Source organism: Mycolicibacterium komossense, assembly GCF_025822605.1.
GTDB classification, from domain to species: Bacteria; Actinomycetota; Actinomycetes; order Mycobacteriales; family Mycobacteriaceae; genus Mycobacterium; species Mycobacterium komossense.
In genome coordinates this window covers 306,878-323,427 of sequence record NZ_JACKTY010000012.1, presented here as the reverse complement: position 1 = coordinate 323,427, position 16,550 = coordinate 306,878, and the positions used below count along the sequence as shown (strand labels likewise).

At 68.8% G+C, this 16,550-nt stretch carries 13 protein-coding genes; all 13 read right to left on the bottom strand.

Features of this window, described 5'->3' with window-relative positions; all coding sequences use genetic code 11:
* Positions 1 to 36: 36 nt before the first annotated feature.
* Positions 37 to 975 carry a cell division protein FtsQ/DivIB gene (locus tag H7J73_RS03480; protein WP_435405417.1) on the bottom strand — a complete coding sequence of 313 codons (939 nt, stop codon included), beginning with the start codon at positions 973 to 975 and terminating at the stop codon, positions 37 to 39.
* A complete protein-coding gene (murC, locus tag H7J73_RS03475) occupies positions 966 to 2,411 on the bottom strand; it encodes a UDP-N-acetylmuramate--L-alanine ligase (protein ID WP_264065838.1) in 1,446 nt (481 codons plus the stop codon). The genes H7J73_RS03480 and murC overlap by 10 nt, the downstream gene beginning before the upstream one ends.
* A complete protein-coding gene (gene murG, locus H7J73_RS03470; RefSeq protein WP_264065837.1) occupies positions 2,408 to 3,553 on the bottom strand; it encodes an undecaprenyldiphospho-muramoylpentapeptide beta-N-acetylglucosaminyltransferase in 1,146 nt (381 codons plus the stop codon). Before murG ends, murC begins: the two co-directional genes overlap by 4 nt.
* Entirely contained in the window at positions 3,550 to 5,253 is a 1,704-nt protein-coding gene (gene ftsW / locus H7J73_RS03465) for a putative lipid II flippase FtsW (RefSeq protein WP_264065836.1), read from the bottom strand. Before ftsW ends, murG begins: the two co-directional genes overlap by 4 nt.
* 6 nt (positions 5,254 to 5,259) lie before the next feature.
* Positions 5,260 to 6,759, bottom strand: a complete 1,500-nt coding sequence (gene murD / locus H7J73_RS03460; RefSeq protein ID WP_264065835.1) for a UDP-N-acetylmuramoyl-L-alanine--D-glutamate ligase — start codon at positions 6,757 to 6,759, stop codon at positions 5,260 to 5,262.
* Positions 6,759 to 7,838 (bottom strand): phospho-N-acetylmuramoyl-pentapeptide-transferase, encoded by a 1,080-nt coding sequence (mraY, locus tag H7J73_RS03455; protein WP_264065834.1) that lies wholly within the window; start codon positions 7,836 to 7,838, stop codon positions 6,759 to 6,761. Before mraY ends, murD begins: the two co-directional genes overlap by 1 nt.
* Positions 7,835 to 9,343: a UDP-N-acetylmuramoyl-tripeptide--D-alanyl-D-alanine ligase gene (locus H7J73_RS03450; RefSeq protein ID WP_264065833.1), complete on the bottom strand. Its 1,509-nt coding sequence runs from the start codon at positions 9,341 to 9,343 to the stop codon at positions 7,835 to 7,837. Before H7J73_RS03450 ends, mraY begins: the two co-directional genes overlap by 4 nt.
* Complete coding sequence (locus H7J73_RS03445; RefSeq protein ID WP_264065832.1) at positions 9,340 to 10,899, bottom strand: UDP-N-acetylmuramoyl-L-alanyl-D-glutamate--2,6-diaminopimelate ligase; 1,560 nt, start codon at positions 10,897 to 10,899, stop codon at positions 9,340 to 9,342. The genes H7J73_RS03450 and H7J73_RS03445 overlap by 4 nt, the downstream gene beginning before the upstream one ends.
* A 102-nt stretch (positions 10,900 to 11,001) precedes the next feature.
* Positions 11,002 to 12,927, bottom strand: a complete 1,926-nt coding sequence (locus tag H7J73_RS03440; protein ID WP_264065831.1) for a peptidoglycan D,D-transpeptidase FtsI family protein — start codon at positions 12,925 to 12,927, stop codon at positions 11,002 to 11,004.
* On the bottom strand, positions 12,924 to 14,054 hold the full coding sequence (gene ftsL, locus H7J73_RS03435) for a cell division protein FtsL (RefSeq protein WP_264065830.1): 1,131 nt from the start codon (positions 14,052 to 14,054) through the stop codon (positions 12,924 to 12,926). The genes H7J73_RS03440 and ftsL overlap by 4 nt, the downstream gene beginning before the upstream one ends.
* Entirely contained in the window at positions 14,051 to 15,247 is a 1,197-nt protein-coding gene (gene rsmH, locus H7J73_RS03430; RefSeq protein ID WP_264065829.1) for a 16S rRNA (cytosine(1402)-N(4))-methyltransferase RsmH, read from the bottom strand. The genes ftsL and rsmH overlap by 4 nt, the downstream gene beginning before the upstream one ends.
* A complete protein-coding gene (gene mraZ / locus H7J73_RS03425; RefSeq protein WP_264065828.1) occupies positions 15,222 to 15,653 on the bottom strand; it encodes a division/cell wall cluster transcriptional repressor MraZ in 432 nt (143 codons plus the stop codon). The genes rsmH and mraZ overlap by 26 nt, the downstream gene beginning before the upstream one ends.
* 384 nt (positions 15,654 to 16,037) lie before the next feature.
* The gene (locus tag H7J73_RS03420) at positions 16,038 to 16,442 is read right to left on the bottom strand and encodes an SCO2097 family morphological protein (RefSeq protein WP_264065826.1); all 405 of its coding nucleotides are present in this window, start codon (positions 16,440 to 16,442) and stop codon (positions 16,038 to 16,040) included.
* Positions 16,443 to 16,550: the final 108 nt, after the last annotated feature.

Sequence of the window (16,550 nt, the reverse complement as noted above, 5' to 3'; positions counted from 1 at the left end):
GGCCGTTCCCGCGCCGTGTGCGGTGCCCGGAACTGCCTACTTGACGGTGGGCAGATCCGGGCTCGACACGTCGTAGGTTTGTCCGGGCTGCGTCAGCAGAGCGGCGAGTTTGTCCGCTTTTTCCTGCGTCCGGTCGGTGGTCCCCCACACCACCACGCGGCCGTCGGCCAGCGTTAGCGTGATCGACGCCACCGATGGGGCCGCGATCCGGCCGATCTGCCCGGCCACCTCTGGGCGCAGTGCCGTCATCACCTGCAGAGCCGCCCTGGTCGGCGGATCGCCAGGTCCGGGGTTATCGACATCGAGATACGGCAGTGCCGGCGGCGGCGGTCCGGTGGCGAAGTCGACTCCGTCACGGTCATAGAGATGCGGGCCGTCGGGAAAGTCCTTGACGACGATCGGGATCCGCTCCACGACAGTGATACGCAACGTGGACGGATACTCCCGCTGCACCCGAGCACTGGCGATCCGGCGGATCGCCGCGATGCGGTCGGCGACCTGATCGGTATCGATCTGCAGCAGCGGTGTACCGGGCGCCACCTTGGCCGAATCGAGGATCTCCTCGCGGGTGACGACGCCGGTACCGATGACCACCAGATTCCGTGCCGACATCAACGGCGTGAAATACAGCAGCAGACCCAGGCCGACCGCGGCCAACGCCAGAACCACCGTCCAGATCATCACTTTCAGACCCCGGATCGCGCCTCGCGCAACGGGCTTGGGCGCCGCGGTGGTCGCCCCCAGTACCTTGCGCTTGGCTTCGCGCCTGGCATCCTCGATCGCGACGGCCCTGGCCTGGGCGATGCGACGTTCCTCGCGTTCGCGACGGGCGCGCCGCCGTGGGCCCTCGAAGTCGTCCTCATCGGCCTGCTCGCCCCCGGCCGGCGCTGCCTGCTCGTCGGGTGCGGTCGAATCCTCTTCGGGCTCGGCCGGTATCGGCTCGGTGGTGGGCTCGCCGGACTCGGTCACAGTGATCGCCCCGGGTTGTCGCGATCGGCTCTGACCCGCACCGCGTTCACGATCTCCGGGGCGAGCATGGTGACGTCGCCAGCGCCCATGGTGACGATGACGTCCCCGGGCCTGGCCACTTCGGCAACCCGGTCGGCGACCTTCGAGAAATCCGGCAGATAAGTCACCGGGACGGTGACGTGTTCGGCGACGGTCGCTCCACTGATCCCGATCAGCGGTTGCTCACGCGCGGCGTAGACGTCCAAGACGAATACCCGGTCGGCGATACTCAATGCCGCACCGAACTCTGCGGCGAAAGCCTTGGTCCTGGAATACAAATGGGGTTGGAAGACGACGATGGCGCGGCCACCCGATTCCGTCGCGAGCGCGCGCACGGCCGTCAGCGCCGCCGTCACCTTCGTCGGATGGTGGGCATAGTCGTCGAAGATCCGGATCCCGTCGGCGGTGCCCACCAACTCGAATCGGCGGCGCACACCCTCGAATCCGGCCAACGCCTCGAGTACCTTGTCCGGGGCGGCGCCGACCTGGATCGCGGCCAACAGTGCCGCCAGCGCGTTGAGCGCCATGTGCCGGCCGGGTACCGCAAGTCGCATGGCACGCGGATTGCTCTCCCCAGCCAGCTGCACTTCTGCCACCGCGCTGGTGCCCCGCTGCTGCCACTCAAGTAACGCGCCAGCCAGGTCGGGGCGATCGCCGCTGCCGTATCGAAGCACCCGAATCCCCCGCGCCGCAGTGCGTTCGGCAAAAGCGGCGCCCCCTGGATCGTCGGTGCACACCAACACGACGCCACCGGGTTGCAGGCGGTCCACGAACGCGTCGAAGACGTCGACATAGGCCTGCTCGCTGCCGAAGAAGTCGAGATGGTCAGCTTCGATGTTCGTCACTACCGCGATGTCGGGCCGGTACTGCACCAGCGATCCGTCACTTTCGTCGGCTTCGGCCACGAAATAGGCGCCGCTGCCGTGATGCGCGTTGGTACCGGGACCACCGAGATCGCCACCGACAGCGAATGATGGATCAAAACCACTGTGCTGCAACGCCACAATGAGCATTGAGGTCGTCGTCGTCTTACCGGCGGTCCCGGTGACCATCAGTGTGGTGTCACCGGCCATCAGCTTGGCGAGCACGACTGGACGCATCATCACAGGGATGCCGCGCCGATCGGCCTCGACCAGCTCGGGGTTGGTCTTGGGGATGGCGGCGTGGGTGGTGATCACCGCGGTCGGGCCCCCGGGCAACAGGTCCAACGACGACGCGTCGTGGCCGATCCGGATCTGCGCACCGCGGGCCTGCAGCGCCAGCACACCACGGGATTCCTTGGCGTCGGATCCGGAGACCAGCGCCCCGCGGTCGAGCAGGATCCGTGCGATGCCCGACATCCCGGCACCGCCGATACCGACCATGTGCACCCGCGCAAGATCCTCGGGTAGCGACGCGCTCATCGGCCACTCGCCTGTCTGGCCCGGTGCGCGACATCCATCGCGACGTGCGCCACCCGTCGGGCGGCGTCGCGGTGCCCGACATGACCCGCCGCCACCGTCATCGCAGCGAGCCGGTCCGGGTCGGCGAGCAGGGCGCCGACCACGTCGGCGACATAGGCCGGGGTCAGATCGACGTCGGCGACCAGCAGACCGCCACCGGCGTTGACCACTGGCAGCGCGTTGAGCCGTTGTTCGCCGTTACCGATCGGCAGCGGCACGTACACCGCGGGTAGCCCGACGGCCGACACCTCGGCGACCGTCATCGCCCCGGACCGGCAGATCGCCAGATCGGCCGCCGCATAGGCCAGGTCCATCCGGTCCAGATAGGGCACCGCGACATACGGCGGGTCCCCGGATGCGGCGGTCCGCAGATCGAGGGTGTTCTTCGGGCCGTGCGCGTGCAGTACCGCGATACCGCGTTCGGCCAGCGGTCCCGCCGCCGCCGAGACCGCCCGGTTGATCGCCGCCGCACCCTGGGAACCACCGAAGACCAGCAGCACGACAGCGTCCTCGGCGAAGCCGAAATGGGCCCTGGCTTCGGCCCGCAGTGCCGACCGGTCGAGATCGGTGATGGCGGCCCTGATCGGGACCCCGACCACCTCGGCGTTCCGGAGTCCGGAGTCCGGCACCGCAGACAGGACCCGGGCCGCCGAACGGGCACCGACTTTGTTGGCGATCCCTGCGCTGGCGTTGGCCTCGTGGATCACGACAGGAATCCGGCGCGCACCTCGTGCCCACGGCGGTCCGCCGCGCGCGGCCAGGTAGGCCGGCAGCGCGACGTAGCCGCCGAAACCGATGACCACGTCGGCGTCGACAGCGTCGAGGACCGCCCTGGTCTGGCGGACGGCTTGGCGCACCCGCAGCGGCAGTCTGGCCAGGTCGACATTGGGTTTACGCGGCAGTGGGACCGGGGTGATCAGCTCCAGCCGGTAACCGCGCCCGGGAACAAGGCGGGTCTCCAGGCCGCGGGCGGTGCCCAATGCAGTGATGCGCACCTGTGGATCCAGGGCAGTCAGTGCGTCAGCGACAGCCATCGCGGGTTCGATATGTCCCGCCGTACCGCCGCCTGCGAGCACCACCGACAGTGGAGCGTGGTCCTTCACCCGTAACGCTGACCTTCCAGTGTTCGCTTACCCCGCTTGTCCCCCGGTAGCGGTTCACCGCCCCGGGCTGGGATCCCGCCCCGGGCGATCTTTCCACCGGAGCGGCCCGGTTGGCCAACCGCCTCGCGTGCCGCGCGCTGACCGCCTCCATGATGCCCCGACCGCCGCGACCCGCCGTCACCCGCATAGATCTGCGCGGGTCTGCGCGCGGCCACGGTTTTGCGCGTCTTCGCCGGCTGCTTGGCCGCCTTCGTCTTGCCTGCGGCAACCGGTCTGTTTTTGGGTTTGGCCCTGGTCTTGCCTGCGGTGGCGGCCTGCCTGGGTTTGGCCTTGAGCCGGTCCCGCAGCGCCTCGACCCGGGTCGGTGAATACGGCTCGGGTAGCGGCAGCCGCAGCAGGCGGTTCATCTTGTCCTCGCCGCCCGCCCGCAGCGCGGCCACCGCCTCTGGTTCGTGCCTGGCCGCGTTCGCAATCACGCCGATCATGAAAAGTGTTGTAGCGGTGGATGTCCCGCCCGCAGATATCAGCGGTAGCTGAATTCCGGTGACCGGCAGCAGACCGATGACGTAACCGACATTGATGAACGACTGACCGATGATCCACATGGTGGCCGCGGAGGTGAGCAGTCGCAGGAACGGGTCAGCCGAGCGCCGCGCGATCCGCATACCCGTGTACGCCAACAGGCCGAACAGTGCCAGCAGGCCGACGGCACCGACCAGCCCGAGTTCCTCGCCGATGATGGCGAAGATGAAATCGTTGTGCGCGTTGGGCAGGTAGTTCCACTTGGCGGTGCCCTGTCCGAGGCCGTCGCCGAACACGCCGCCGTTGGCCAGCGCGAACTTGGCCTGCTTGGCCTGATACCCCGAGCCCTGGGAGTCCGCACTGGGGTCGAGCCAGGACCGCACCCGATCGGAGCGGTAACCCTCGGAGACCGCGAGAATCGCGGCGGCGCCGACAGCCGCCACCAGCGAGCTGAGGAAGACCCGCAGTGGGAGACCGGCGTACCACAACAGAGCCAGCAAGATGATGCTCAACGACACCGTCTGCCCGAGGTCGGGCTGCGCGACGATCAGGGCCAGCGCGACCACCGCACCCGGGACGAGCGGAACCAGCATCTCGCGCAGCGACGCCCGCTCCATGCGGCGCGCCGCAAGCAGGTGCGCACCCCAGATCGCGAACGCGATCTTGGTCAGCTCGGAGGGCTGCATGGACAGGCCGGCCACCACGAACCAACCCCGAGATCCGTTGGACTCGTGGCCGATTCCGGGCACGAGCACCAGCGCGATCAACACGATCGTCACCGCGAAGGCGGGAAATGCCGTCCGGCGCATCAGACTGACCGGGACCCGAATCGCGATGTAGAACGCCACCAACCCGACGATGGTCCAGAGCACCTGTCTGCCGAAGATGGCCCACGGCGAACCGTCGGAGTCGTAGGAGTGCACCCCGGAGGCCGACAGCACCATGATCAGACCAAGAGTGACCAGCAGGGCGGCCACGGCGATGACCAGGTGGAACGACGTCATGGGCCGCGACAGCCAGACGCCGAACGGATTGCGCACGTACCGCTTGCGGGTGAGTGGCGCGGCGTCCGCGGTTACCGCGGGTGTGGTCACCGGGCCGGTTGTGGCGTCGGGGTCAGCCGAGGCTGCGACGGAGTCGGCAGCCCGGTTGCGCCGCCGGGAGAAGATCGTGGCCACCGCGGCCTACTGCCCCGAGGTGAAGGAGAAACGGATGGCGGCGGCGAACTGGTCGCCGCGGTCTGCGTAGCCGGTGAATTGGTCGAACGACGCACCTGCGGGCGCCAACAGCACGGTGTCGCCTGGCGTCGCGAGTCGGCGGGCTGCCGCGACGACCGCCGCCATCACCCGTGGTCCGATCTCCCCCGACCCGTTAGTCACATGAGTCACAGAAGACCCACTAGTCTCATGCACCCCAGCATCCTCCCCTGTCACAACCTCTACGACGGGGACATCGGGCGCGTGTCGTGATAACGCCTTGGCGATATCTGCGCGGTCGCGGCCGATCAGCACGACTCCCACCAGGCGATTCGCCATCCGGGCGACCAGGTCCTCGACCGAGGCGCCCTTGAGCATGCCGCCGGCGACCCAAACCACCCGCGAATAGGCCTGCAGCGACGCCTCGGCGGCGTGCGGGTTGGTCGCCTTCGAATCGTCGACCCAGCTGATCCCGTCCTCGGTGACCGCCACCACCTCGGCACGGTGCCGGCCCACCTGGAACTGCGCCAGCGCGGCGGCGATCGCCGCCGGCGCCACCCCGACCGCCCGGGCCAGCGCCGCGGCAGCCAGCGCGTCGAGTACCCCGACGGGTCCCGCGACGGCGATGCTGTCGACGGGTGCCAATGCCACGCCGTCCTGGTCGCCACCGCCGAACGCACGGTCCACCAGCATCCCGTCACGCACACCCAGCTGACCGGGCCCCGGCTCCCCGAGCACGAAGCCGACCCGCACCGCGGCACCTGCGGTATCGAGCAGACCGGCGGCGAGCGGATCGTCCTGTCCGACCACGGCGACGCGGCCGTCGAGGGCGCGGGCCTTGGCGCCGACGTAATGCTCCAACGAGCCATGCCAGTCCAGGTGGTCCTCGGCGATGTTGAGCACCACCCCTGCTTCCGGCCGCAGCGACGATGACCAGAACAGCTGGAAACTGGACAGTTCCACGGCCAGGAACTCCGAGGGTTCGCCGAGGACGTCGAGCACCGGGCTGCCGATATTGCCGCACAACAGGCTGTGCAGACCTGCCGCGGTCAGCATGGCCTGCAGCATCGAGGTCGTGGTGGTCTTGCCATTGGTCCCGGTCACCACCAGCCAGCGCCGCGGCGGCCCCTGCCGGCCGGATCGGTCCAGCCGCCAAGCCAGTTCGACGTCACCCCAAACGGGCACCCCGGCGGCCGCGGCGGCCACCGGGATCGGCGCCGTCGGCGGCAGGCCGGGACTGATCACCACCAGCGCATACTCCGCGACCCGCTGCGCAGCCGAATCCGCGTCGATCACCCGCACCCCGTTGTAGGCGAACGGTTCCAACGCCATCGGGTTGTCGTCGGTCAGGTCGGCGAGCGCACCCAGCGGCGTCAACGCCGCCAGCACTGCACGGCCGGTGACACCGGCACCGACCACGAGGACCCGGGCACCCGGCGCCAGCGGCGCCAGTTCACGATCCGGGTCGGGCGCCGACGGCTCCCCCATCAGGCACCGATGGCGCTGAGCCACTCACCGTAGAACAGCGCCACCCCGAGACCGCAGGCGATGGCGGTCAGCAGCCAGAACCTGATGATCACCGTGGTTTCGGCCCAACCGACCAGCTCAAAATGATGATGGAACGGCGCCATCCGGAACACCCGTCGCCCCGTGGTGCGGAATGCCAGGATCTGCACGACGACCGAGACGATCTCCGCCACGAACAGCGCACCCAGCACCACCGCGAGGACCTCGGTCCGGCTGGTCACCGAAATGCCGGCGATGATGCCGCCGAGGGCAAGCGACCCGGTATCGCCCATGAAGATTTTGGCCGGCGCGGCATTCCACCACAGGAAACCGATACAGGCGCCGGCGGTAGCGGCGGCGATGATCGCCAGGTCCAGCGGGTCGCGCACGTTGTAGCAGCCGAGGCCGGGCGATGTCGCACACGCGTTGCGGTACTGCCAGAACGTGATCAGCACATAGGCCGCCGACACCATGCCCATGCTGCCCGCCGCCAGGCCGTCGAGCCCGTCGGTGAAGTTGACGGCGTTCGACCAGGCGCTGACCACGATCACGACGAACAGCACGAACAGCGCGGGCGCCAGGGTGACCGTGGCGATCTCCCGGACATAGGACAGCTCGGGGCTGCCCGGGGTCAGACCGTCGGAATTGCGAAAACCCAGGACCAGCACGCCGAACAGCACGGCCGCGGTGAGCTGCCCGATGGTCTTGGCGGTCTTGTTCAGGCCGAGGTTGCGCGACCGGCGGATCTTGATCAGATCGTCGATGAAGCCGACGGCGCCCAGCGCGGTGGCCAACCCGAGAACCAGCAGGCCCGTCGCCGAGGGGGCGTCGGCGTCGAGGGCCGCGCCGACCAGATGGGTGCCCAGGTAGGCGGCCCAGATACCGGCGAGGATGGCCACGCCACCCATCGACGGGGTGCCGCGCTTGGTCTTGTGGCTGGGTGGCCCGTCCTCGCGGATCTCGTGGCCGAAACCCTGCCGGGTGAACAGTCTGATCAGCACCGGCGTCAGCAGAATGGACACCGTCAGAGAAATCCCGACGGCGATCAGAATCAGTCTCATGGGTGGGTATCCCCGCTGTCGGCGGTCAACGCCTGGGCCAACGCCACCAGGCCCGCCGATTTGGACGCCTTCACCAGCACCACATCACCGGGCTGCAGCTCCGCCCGTAGCAACGTCAGGGCGGCATCGACATCGTCGACCTGGGAGGCCTCGGCGCCCCAAGACCCCTCCATGACCGCCCCGTGGTGCATGGCGCTCATAGCCCTCCCGGTTCCGACGACGACGAGTCGAGACACATCTAAGCGCACCGCCAGCCGGCCGATGCGGTCATGCTCGGAAATTGCGTCGTCACCGAGCTCCCCCATCTCACCGAGCACGGCGAAACTGCGGCGGCGTTCCCGCCCCCGGCCGTCGCCGCCGCGGGCCATCCAGGCCAGCGCGGCCAGGCCGGCGCGCACCGAATCGGGGTTGGCGTTGTAAGCGTCGTTGATGACGGTCACGCCGTCGGCGCGATTCGTGACGGCCATCCGGTGCTGGGACACCGGACCCGCCGCGGCCAGCGCCGCAGCTACCTGTTCACCGCTCGCTCCGCATTCCAGGGCGACCGCGGCCGCGCACAGCGCGTTGGACACCTGGTGATCGCCGTGCACTGCGAGCGCGATGTCGACTGTGTTGTTGTCCTGGTAGTGCAGGGTGAACCGCGCCCGCGCCAGCTCGTCGAGGGTGACGTCACCGGCCCAGACGTCCGCGGCAGAGTTCTCTCGGCTGACCTGCACCACCCGCGCTGCGGTCACCTTCGCCATGGCCGCCACCGCCGAATCATCGGCATTCAGTACCACCACGCCGGACTCCGAAACCGCCTGCGGCAGCTCGGCTTTGGTGTCGGCGATGGCCTGGCGCGAACCGAACTCACCCAGGTGTGCGGTGCCGACGTTGAGCACGACCGCGATCTGCGGCGGCGCGATGGCCGCCAGCGCAGCGATGTTGCCCGGGTGCCGCGCCGACATCTCCAGGATCAGATAGTCGGTGTCCGGCGTCGCGCGCAGCACTGTCCACGGATGCCCCAACTCGTTGTTGAACGAGCCCGGCGGGGCCACCACCTCACCCAGCGGGGCGAGCACTGCGGCCAGCAGATCCTTGGTCGAGGTCTTGCCCGAGGAGCCGGTCACCCCAACGATGGTCAGCCCACCCGCCACGAGTCGCTCGGCTACCGCGGCGGCCAGTGCGGCCAGCGCGGCGAGCACCGCGGCACCGGAACCGTCGAGGTCGTGTTCGAGCACGCTCGCACTGACGTCACCAGGAACCGGCGTCACCACGATGGCGGGCACCCCGACCGGCCGCGCGGCCAGCACCGCGACGGCACCCGCGGCCACCGCGGCCTGCGCGTGGTCGTGGCCGTCGACCCGGGCACCGGGCAGCGCCAGGAACAGGCCGCCGGCGCCGACCGCCCGAGAGTCGAATTCGACGGTGCCGGTGACATAGGTGTGCTGGGCCTCGGCTGCGGAGATATCAGTGAGCCGGCCACCGACGATCTCGGCGATCTGCGCCAGCGAAAGGTCGATCATGCGCGGTGCTCCAGCGCGGTCAGGGATGCGGCGAGCTCGGCGCGGTCGTCGAACGGGCGCGTCTGCCCGCCCGCGGTCTGACCCGATTCATGACCCTTCCCCGCGATCAGCACCACATCACCGGGCCGGGCCCAGGCGACGGCGTGGTCGATGGCTGCGCGACGGTCACCGATCTCGACCACCTCCGCTCGTCCACCGGAGGCCGCCGCCGTGATGGCAGCTCTGATCACGGCGGGCTCCTCATCGCGTGGATTGTCGTCGGTGACGACGACGAGGTCGGCCAGCTCGGCCGCGACGGCACCCATCGGCGCCCGCTTGCCGGCATCGCGATTGCCGCCCGCACCGAACACCACGGCGAGCCGTGTGGTGGTGACCTGGTTGCGCAGCGTCTCCAGCACTGCCCGCAGCGCGCCGGGCTTGTGCGCGTAGTCGACCAGCGCCACGAAGTCTTGACCCTTTTCCACCGGCTCCAGCCGGCCCGGCACCCGCGCCTCGGACAGACCGGGAACGGCCTGTTCGGGCGCCACCCCGACGGAATCCAGGATGGCAAGTGCGACAAGGCAGTTCGCGATGTTGTAGCTACCAGGCAGCCGGATACCGATGCGGTGGTGCACACCGGCCGGGTCGATGGCGGTGAAGTCCTGTCCGCCGCTGGGCAGGTGCGCGATATCGCTGACTGTCCAGTCGGCCTTCCCCGGCTGCCGCGCGGCACTGACGGTGATCGCCCCTGGCGTCCGAGCCGCCATTGCGCGGCCGGCGTCGTCGTCGACACAGATCACGGATCGCTGCGCGTGTAGCGGGGACTCCGGATCGAAAAGTCTTGCCTTGGCTTCGAAGTAGTCCGCCATGGTCGGATGAAAGTCCAGATGATCGCGCGACAGGTTGGTGAAGCCGCCGACCGCGAAGCGCACCCCGTCGACCCGTCCCAGCGACAGCGCGTGGCTGGACACCTCCATCACCGCGGTATCGACACCGCGCTCGACCATCAGCGCGAGCAGACCCTGCACGGCAGGGGCCTCCGGCGTGGTCAGCGCGCTCGGCACGTCGGCACCGGCGATCCGGATCCCGACGGTCCCGATCAGCCCCGCGGTCCGGCCGGCGGCGCGCAATCCCGCCTCGACCAGATAGGCGGTGGTGGTCTTACCCGAGGTACCCGTGACGCCGACGACCGTGAGGGCCTCCGACGGGCGGCCGAAAACCTGCGCGGCCACCGGCCCGAGGACGGCGCGCGGCGTCGCGTGCACCAGCACGGGCACCCCGATCGGCTGGGCGAGAGCAGCGAGTCCGGCGTCGTCGGTCAACACGGCCACCGCCCCGCGCGCGACCGCGTCGGCCGCGTACCGCGCACCGTGCGAGGAAGAACCGGGCAGCGCGGCGAACAGATCGCCCGGCAGGACGTCCTGCGCCCGCAGCGTGACCCCGTTCACCGGGACATCGAGGACCGCCCCGGCATCAGCCGACACCGCGCCCACGGCCGCCGCCAGCGCCGCCAACGGCACACCGGCAGTGACGCTGGGCCGTAGACGCTGCTGAGGTACCCGCGGTGCCGACGCCACGTGCCACCTCCATCTCAAGCAGTCTGTGCTGGAACCCGTCCCGCCCCATCGCGATGAGCCACGATCGGCCCTGACACCCTACCGAGCCTGAACCCTCGCCTCTTACGACGCCTGCAGCGTCAGCGGCGGCCCAGGATCGGGCGACAGCGGCACGTTCTCCCGCTGCATCAGCCAGGAGGCGATGTTGTGGAACAGCGGCGCGGCCGACGAACCCGGCTTACCGTCGGCGGCTCGCGCCGGCGCGTTCATCATGATGCCCACGACGTAGCGCGGGTTGTCGACCGTGGCCATACCGGCGAAAGTGATCCAGTAGACGTCGCTGTAGTAGCAACCACAGGCCGGGTTGATCTGCTGGGCGGTACCCGTTTTGCCCGCCAACTGGTACCCCTCGACCGCACCGGACGATCCGGTGCCCTGCTGGATGCCCCTGGGGTCCTTCTGCAGGATGGCGCGGAACATGTTGCGCACCGTCTGCGCGGTCTGCGGCGAGACCACCCGGACGCCCTGGGGTTGCGGCTCCTCGGTGCGGGTGCCGTCGGGCGCGATCGTCGCCTTGATGACGCGGGGCGGGATACGGACCCCGTCGTTCGCGATCGTCTGGTAGAGCCCGGTCATCTGCAGCAGAGTCATCGAAAGCCCCTGTCCGATGGGCAGGTTCGAGAACGTAGAACCCGACCACTGGTCGATCGGGGGCACCAGGCCGGCGCTCTCACCGGGCAGTCCCACTCCCGTGCGCTGGCCGAGCCCGAACTTCTGCAGCATGTCGTAGTAGCGCTCGGGGCCGATGCGCTGCGCCAGCATCAGCGTGCCCACGTTGGAGGACTTCCCGAACACGCCGGTGGTGGTGTACGGCATCACGCCATGGCTCCAGGCGTCGGCGACGGTGACGCCACCCATGTTGATCGACCCGGGCACCTGCAGCACCTCGTCGGGATTGGACAAGCCGTATTCGATCACCGACGACGCGGTGATGATCTTGTTGACCGAGCCGGGCTCGAACGGCGACGACACCGACGGATTGCCCAGCTGCTTGTCCTGCTGGCGACCGACGTCCTGGCTTGGGTCGAAGGTGTTGTCGTTCGCCATCGCCAGCACCTCGCCGGTCTTGGCGTCCATGACCACCGCCGAGACGTCCTTGGCGCCGGAGAGATCCTTGGCCTGCTGCACCTGCTGCTGGACGTAGAACTGGATATCGTCGTCGATCGTCAGCTGGACGGTCGAGCCGTCGACAGCGTCGTGGCGGTTGCGATAACTACCCGGGATCACCACCCCGTCGGAGCCGCGGTCATAGGTCAGAGAGCCGTCGGAACCGGAGAGCACCGAATCGTAGGAGTCCTCGAGTCCGAGTAGTCCGTGACCGTCCCAGTCGATGCCGCCGACCATATTGGCTGCCAGCGAACCGCCGGGATACTGCCGGATATCCTGGCGTTCCTGGCCGACCTCGGGGAACTTGTCGATGATGGCGGTGGCGATCGCCGGGTCCACCGCGCGAGCGAGATAGACGAAGTTCTCGTTGCTCTGCAGCTTCTTGAGCACTGTCGCCAGGTCAGGCTTGTTGTTCAGCCGGGTCGACACCTCTTTGGCGATATCACGCAGCCGCTTCTGCGGGTCGGGTGCCGCAGGGGATGCCGCTTGGGCTTCCTCGAGCTGCTTGCGCACCCTGACCGGCTGGAACGTCAGCGCCTTGGCCTCGATGGTGAAGGCCAGCTTGTCGAAATTGCGGTCGACGATACTGCCGCGGACCGCCCTCTCGACGTCGGTGACCTTGAGCTGGCTGGCGGCCTCGGCGCGCAGGCCGGCGGCCTTGGGTACCTGGATATAGAAAAGCTGGGCACCGGCGACGACGAGTACCAAGGCGATCACGATATTGCCCGCCCGGTGCCGGAAGGAGAACGACGCGGTGCGGGAGCCGGTTTCGGCGGCCTCCCTGGTACGCCGGTCGCGGGTTGACTTGCCCTGCTCGTTGGCTGGTTTCTTGGCTGTCTTGCCGGGCCGGCCGGCACCGCGTGAGCGGTCGCCGCGGCTCATGCCGGCGGACCTGGCGCCGGGGCGACCGCGGCGTCAGCGGGTGCCGGGGCCGGCACGTCGACAGGCGCGGGAGCGGCCGGCGGCGCCACCGGGACACCGGCAGCATCGACCGGCCCTGGCAGCGGCCCGGTTGCCGGCGTCCCCGGTGCGACCGGTACCGCTGCGCCGGGAATCGATCCCGGCACGGCATCGGCGGCATGGTCGAGCGGCGAGACCGCACCCGGAGGCGTCATCCGCACCAGCACCTCGGGGTCAGTGCCCGGGGCGCCGAGAGCCCCGGGAATCCGGACCGGGCGCTCGAGCGGGTTCACCATGGCCGGCGGGGCGGGCTTCGGCGGCGCGGGGATGTCATCAGGCAGCTTGCTGTTCAGCGGCGGCGGCGGGACACCCTCCGCCGGTTTCGGGGTGCCGACCACGATCCAGTTTCCGTTGGCGTCCTGCACCAGGTGCGCGGTGTCGCGCGACGGGATCATCCCCAGATTGCGGGCCGCCTCGGCCAGTGCAGGCGGCGCCTGGGCTATGAGCACATCGCGCTCAAGAGCCTCCTTCTGCTGTGCCAGCGCCTGGTTGACGTCGCGTGCGTGGCCGAGTTGATACGAGCGCTCGGCGGCATCGGTGGACAACCAGAGGGTGACCCCCAGCCCGAGCCCCAGCGCGGCGATCACCAACACGACGAACGGGACCCGGGCGGCCAGGGTGCGCGGGTTCAGTTCGACGTTCTCGATGACGTGGCTCAGCCTGCGGAGCATCCGCTCCCGCAAGGGAACGCGAACCACCTTGGGCGCCTTGGCCTTACGTGCCTTGGCGCGAGCCTTGGCCTGACTGGTGTTCTTCGGCGGAGCGGGACGGCGGAACGGCGTCGTGGCCGGACCGTGCTGCAGACCGCGGGGTTCGCGAGTGGGCCCGGAGACCTTGGCCGCCTTGGGGTTACGCGCGCGGCCGCCGCGGTTCGGCGCCTCGGCCGGCCGGCGGCCCTTGGCACGTCCCTTCGTCTGGATCTCGGCGTCGCCACGACGGCCGGAGTCCTCGTCGCCGCGGGGTTTGCGGGCCGTCCGCTGGGCTGCCGTCGTGCGAGTGGCGCCTTTGCGGGCCATCTCTTTCGGCTTGACCTCACGTTTGGTCTTCATGGCCTGCCCCTCCCTGTCACTCTCTGCACTGCCCGCAACCGCACAGGTGCACTGCGCGGATTGCGTTCGATCTCGTCGGCGTCGGCCCTCTCGGCGCCACGGATCAACAACTCGAATTCCGGTTCGTAGCCGGGAAGTTCAACGGGGAGACCGGCCGGCGTCCGGCTGGCGGTCGCCTCGGCGAAGACGCCCTTGACGATGCGGTCCTCCAACGACTGGTAGGCCATCACGACGGCCCGGCCGCCGACGGTGAGCGCATCCAGCGCGGCGGGCAACGCGTCCGTGAGGGAATCCAGTTCGGCATTGACCGCTATTCGCAGCGCCTGGAAGGTCCGCTTGGCGGGATGTCCACCGGTGCGCCGGGTAGCGGCGGGAATGGCCTCGTAGAGCAGCTCGACCAGTTCGCCGGTGGTCGTGAACGGCTTCTGCTCCCGGCGGCGAAGGACGAAACCCGCGATCCGGGGGGCGAACCTCTCGTCGCCGAAATCCCGAAGGATTCGGGTCAGCGCGGCCTTGTCATAGGTGTTGAGGATTACCGCCGCGGTCAGCGGCAGGTCCGGGTCCATCCGCATATCCAGCGGCGCGTCGGCGGAGTAGGAGAAACCGCGCTCGGTGCGGTCCAGCTGCATCGACGAGACGCCGAGGTCGAACAACACCCCGTCCACCGATCCGGTTGCCGGATAACCCGTTTGGGCCAGCGCATCGGCGATACCGTCGTAGCGGGTGCGGACCAGGGTGAGCCGGTCGGAGAACCGCGCGAGCCGGTCCCCCGCGATCTGAAGTGCATTCGGGTCGCGGTCGAGGCCGATCGCCCGTAGTCCGGGCAGCTGGGTCAGGAGACGTTCGGTGTGACCGCCGGCCCCCAAGGTGGCATCGATGACCAGGGCGCCGGAACCGTCCGCGCTGTGGCGGGTCAGCGCCGGAACCAGGAGTTCGACGCAGCGGTCGAGCAGGACAGGTACGTGGCCGAACTGCCCTGGACCGTCTACCCCGGGCTCGTCCATCGGGTCGTCCATGAAGGCACCACTTACTCGAACGGGGCGAATCCGGCGGGCGTCCCCTGCATCGAGGTCCCCGTCCGATACCGCGAACCTGGCGTTGGGGAAGTACGCCAGGGTCGCGATATCGGGCAGAGGCCACGGTGCACGGGCATGCCGGTGAGGCTGGTCAAATGATGTCGCTGAGTGCTTCATCGCTGGCCGCGGAGAAGTTCTCTTCGTGTGTCTGCTGGTAGTCCTGCCAAGCCTGTGCGTCCCAGATTTCGAGGTAATCGACCGAGCCGATCACCACGCATTCCTTCGACAGGCCGGCGTAGCGGCGGTGGTCGGCCGACAGGGTGATTCGGCCCTGGGCATCGGGATGCTGTTCGTCGGTGGCGGCGGCGATGAGGCGCAGGGCGGCCCTGGCCTCCGGGTTGCTACGCGACGCTGCTGCGCGCTGCCGTGCCCGCTCCTCGAACTCCGCCCGCGGGTACACGGCCAGGCTGTGGTCTTGGCTCTTGGTGACCATCAACCCTCCTGCCAGTGCGTCGCGGAATTTGGCGGGCAATGTGAGTCGCCCTTTGTCGTCGAGCTTGGGCGTGTACGTGCCGAGGAACACTCGTCACCTCCCACGCTCTCCGTCCTCGGCCACCATACCCCACAATCCCCCACTTTTCTCCAATTCATGACACCGGTAGGGCATGTGAGCCCCACGCCGGTCCACAAGCTTCGAAACGGGTCCACCGAACGCCGCGGAATGCCTGGCCGTGAGCAGGCAAAACTGCTGTTCAGCGATCCAGAGACGGTATCGACAGCCGTGGTGGGGGAAGGTGGGGCGGCGGTGGGGCCCAACCCCTACCGAGACGACACGCCAGGTCCCAAAGTCATAACAAAAAGCGGGGCAGCCTGTGGGCCGCCCCGCGGTGGGGAAAGGAGGGTTGGTGGTTGAAGGGTGTGAGGAAGGGTGTGAGGAAAGTGGGTGGGGAAAGGTGGGGTGGGACTGCTACTCGTCGAACCGACGACGGAAGCGGTCTTCCATGCGGCTCGTGAACGAACCACCGCCACCACCCTTGGACTTCTTCGCCCGGGGCGTCCCCGCGCCAGGTGCGGACTTGTCCTTGCCCATCACGCGCGGGCCGGTGATCGCGAACACCACTCCGGCGAACATCACGATGAAGCCGACAACCGACAGAACCGGGAAGCTGCCGATCATCGTGGCCCGGAATGCGACGCCGGACACCAGCATCGCCAGGCCGATCACAAAGAGAGCAGCACCCTGCAGTCGGCGCCGAGCCGATGGAGCGCGCAAATTACCGCCGCGGACGCTGGAAGCGAACTTCGGGTCCTCGGCATACAGAGCGCTCTCGATCTGGTCGAGCATGCGCTGCTCATGATCGGAGAGTGGCATTCGCCCTCCTTGCCGGCGCGGCGGTCAGGACCAAATGGTCCGGTGTGATTACTACTGCCCGATTTTCGGCGGGCGTCTAACAAGATGATACGAGGTGAATCTGCGCCG

What these genes read in the sequence shown, in the direction of transcription:
- murC (WP_264065838.1), bottom strand. Translation starts at nt 2,411, where the DNA reads ATGAGCGCGTCGCTACCCGAGGATCTTGCGCGGGTGCACATGGTCGGT.
- murD (WP_264065835.1), bottom strand. Translation starts at nt 6,759, where the DNA reads ATGGGGGAGCCGTCGGCGCCCGACCCGGATCGTGAACTGGCGCCGCTG.
- mraY (WP_264065834.1), bottom strand. Translation starts at nt 7,838, where the DNA reads ATGAGACTGATTCTGATCGCCGTCGGGATTTCTCTGACGGTGTCCATT.
- H7J73_RS03450 (WP_264065833.1), bottom strand. Translation starts at nt 9,343, where the DNA reads ATGATCGACCTTTCGCTGGCGCAGATCGCCGAGATCGTCGGTGGCCGG.
- H7J73_RS03440 (WP_264065831.1), bottom strand. Translation starts at nt 12,927, where the DNA reads ATGAGCCGCGGCGACCGCTCACGCGGTGCCGGCCGGCCCGGCAAGACA.
- ftsL (WP_264065830.1), bottom strand. Translation starts at nt 14,054, where the DNA reads ATGAAGACCAAACGTGAGGTCAAGCCGAAAGAGATGGCCCGCAAAGGC.
- rsmH (WP_264065829.1), bottom strand. Translation starts at nt 15,247, where the DNA reads ATGAAGCACTCAGCGACATCATTTGACCAGCCTCACCGGCATGCCCGT.
- H7J73_RS03420 (WP_264065826.1), bottom strand. Translation starts at nt 16,442, where the DNA reads ATGCCACTCTCCGATCATGAGCAGCGCATGCTCGACCAGATCGAGAGC.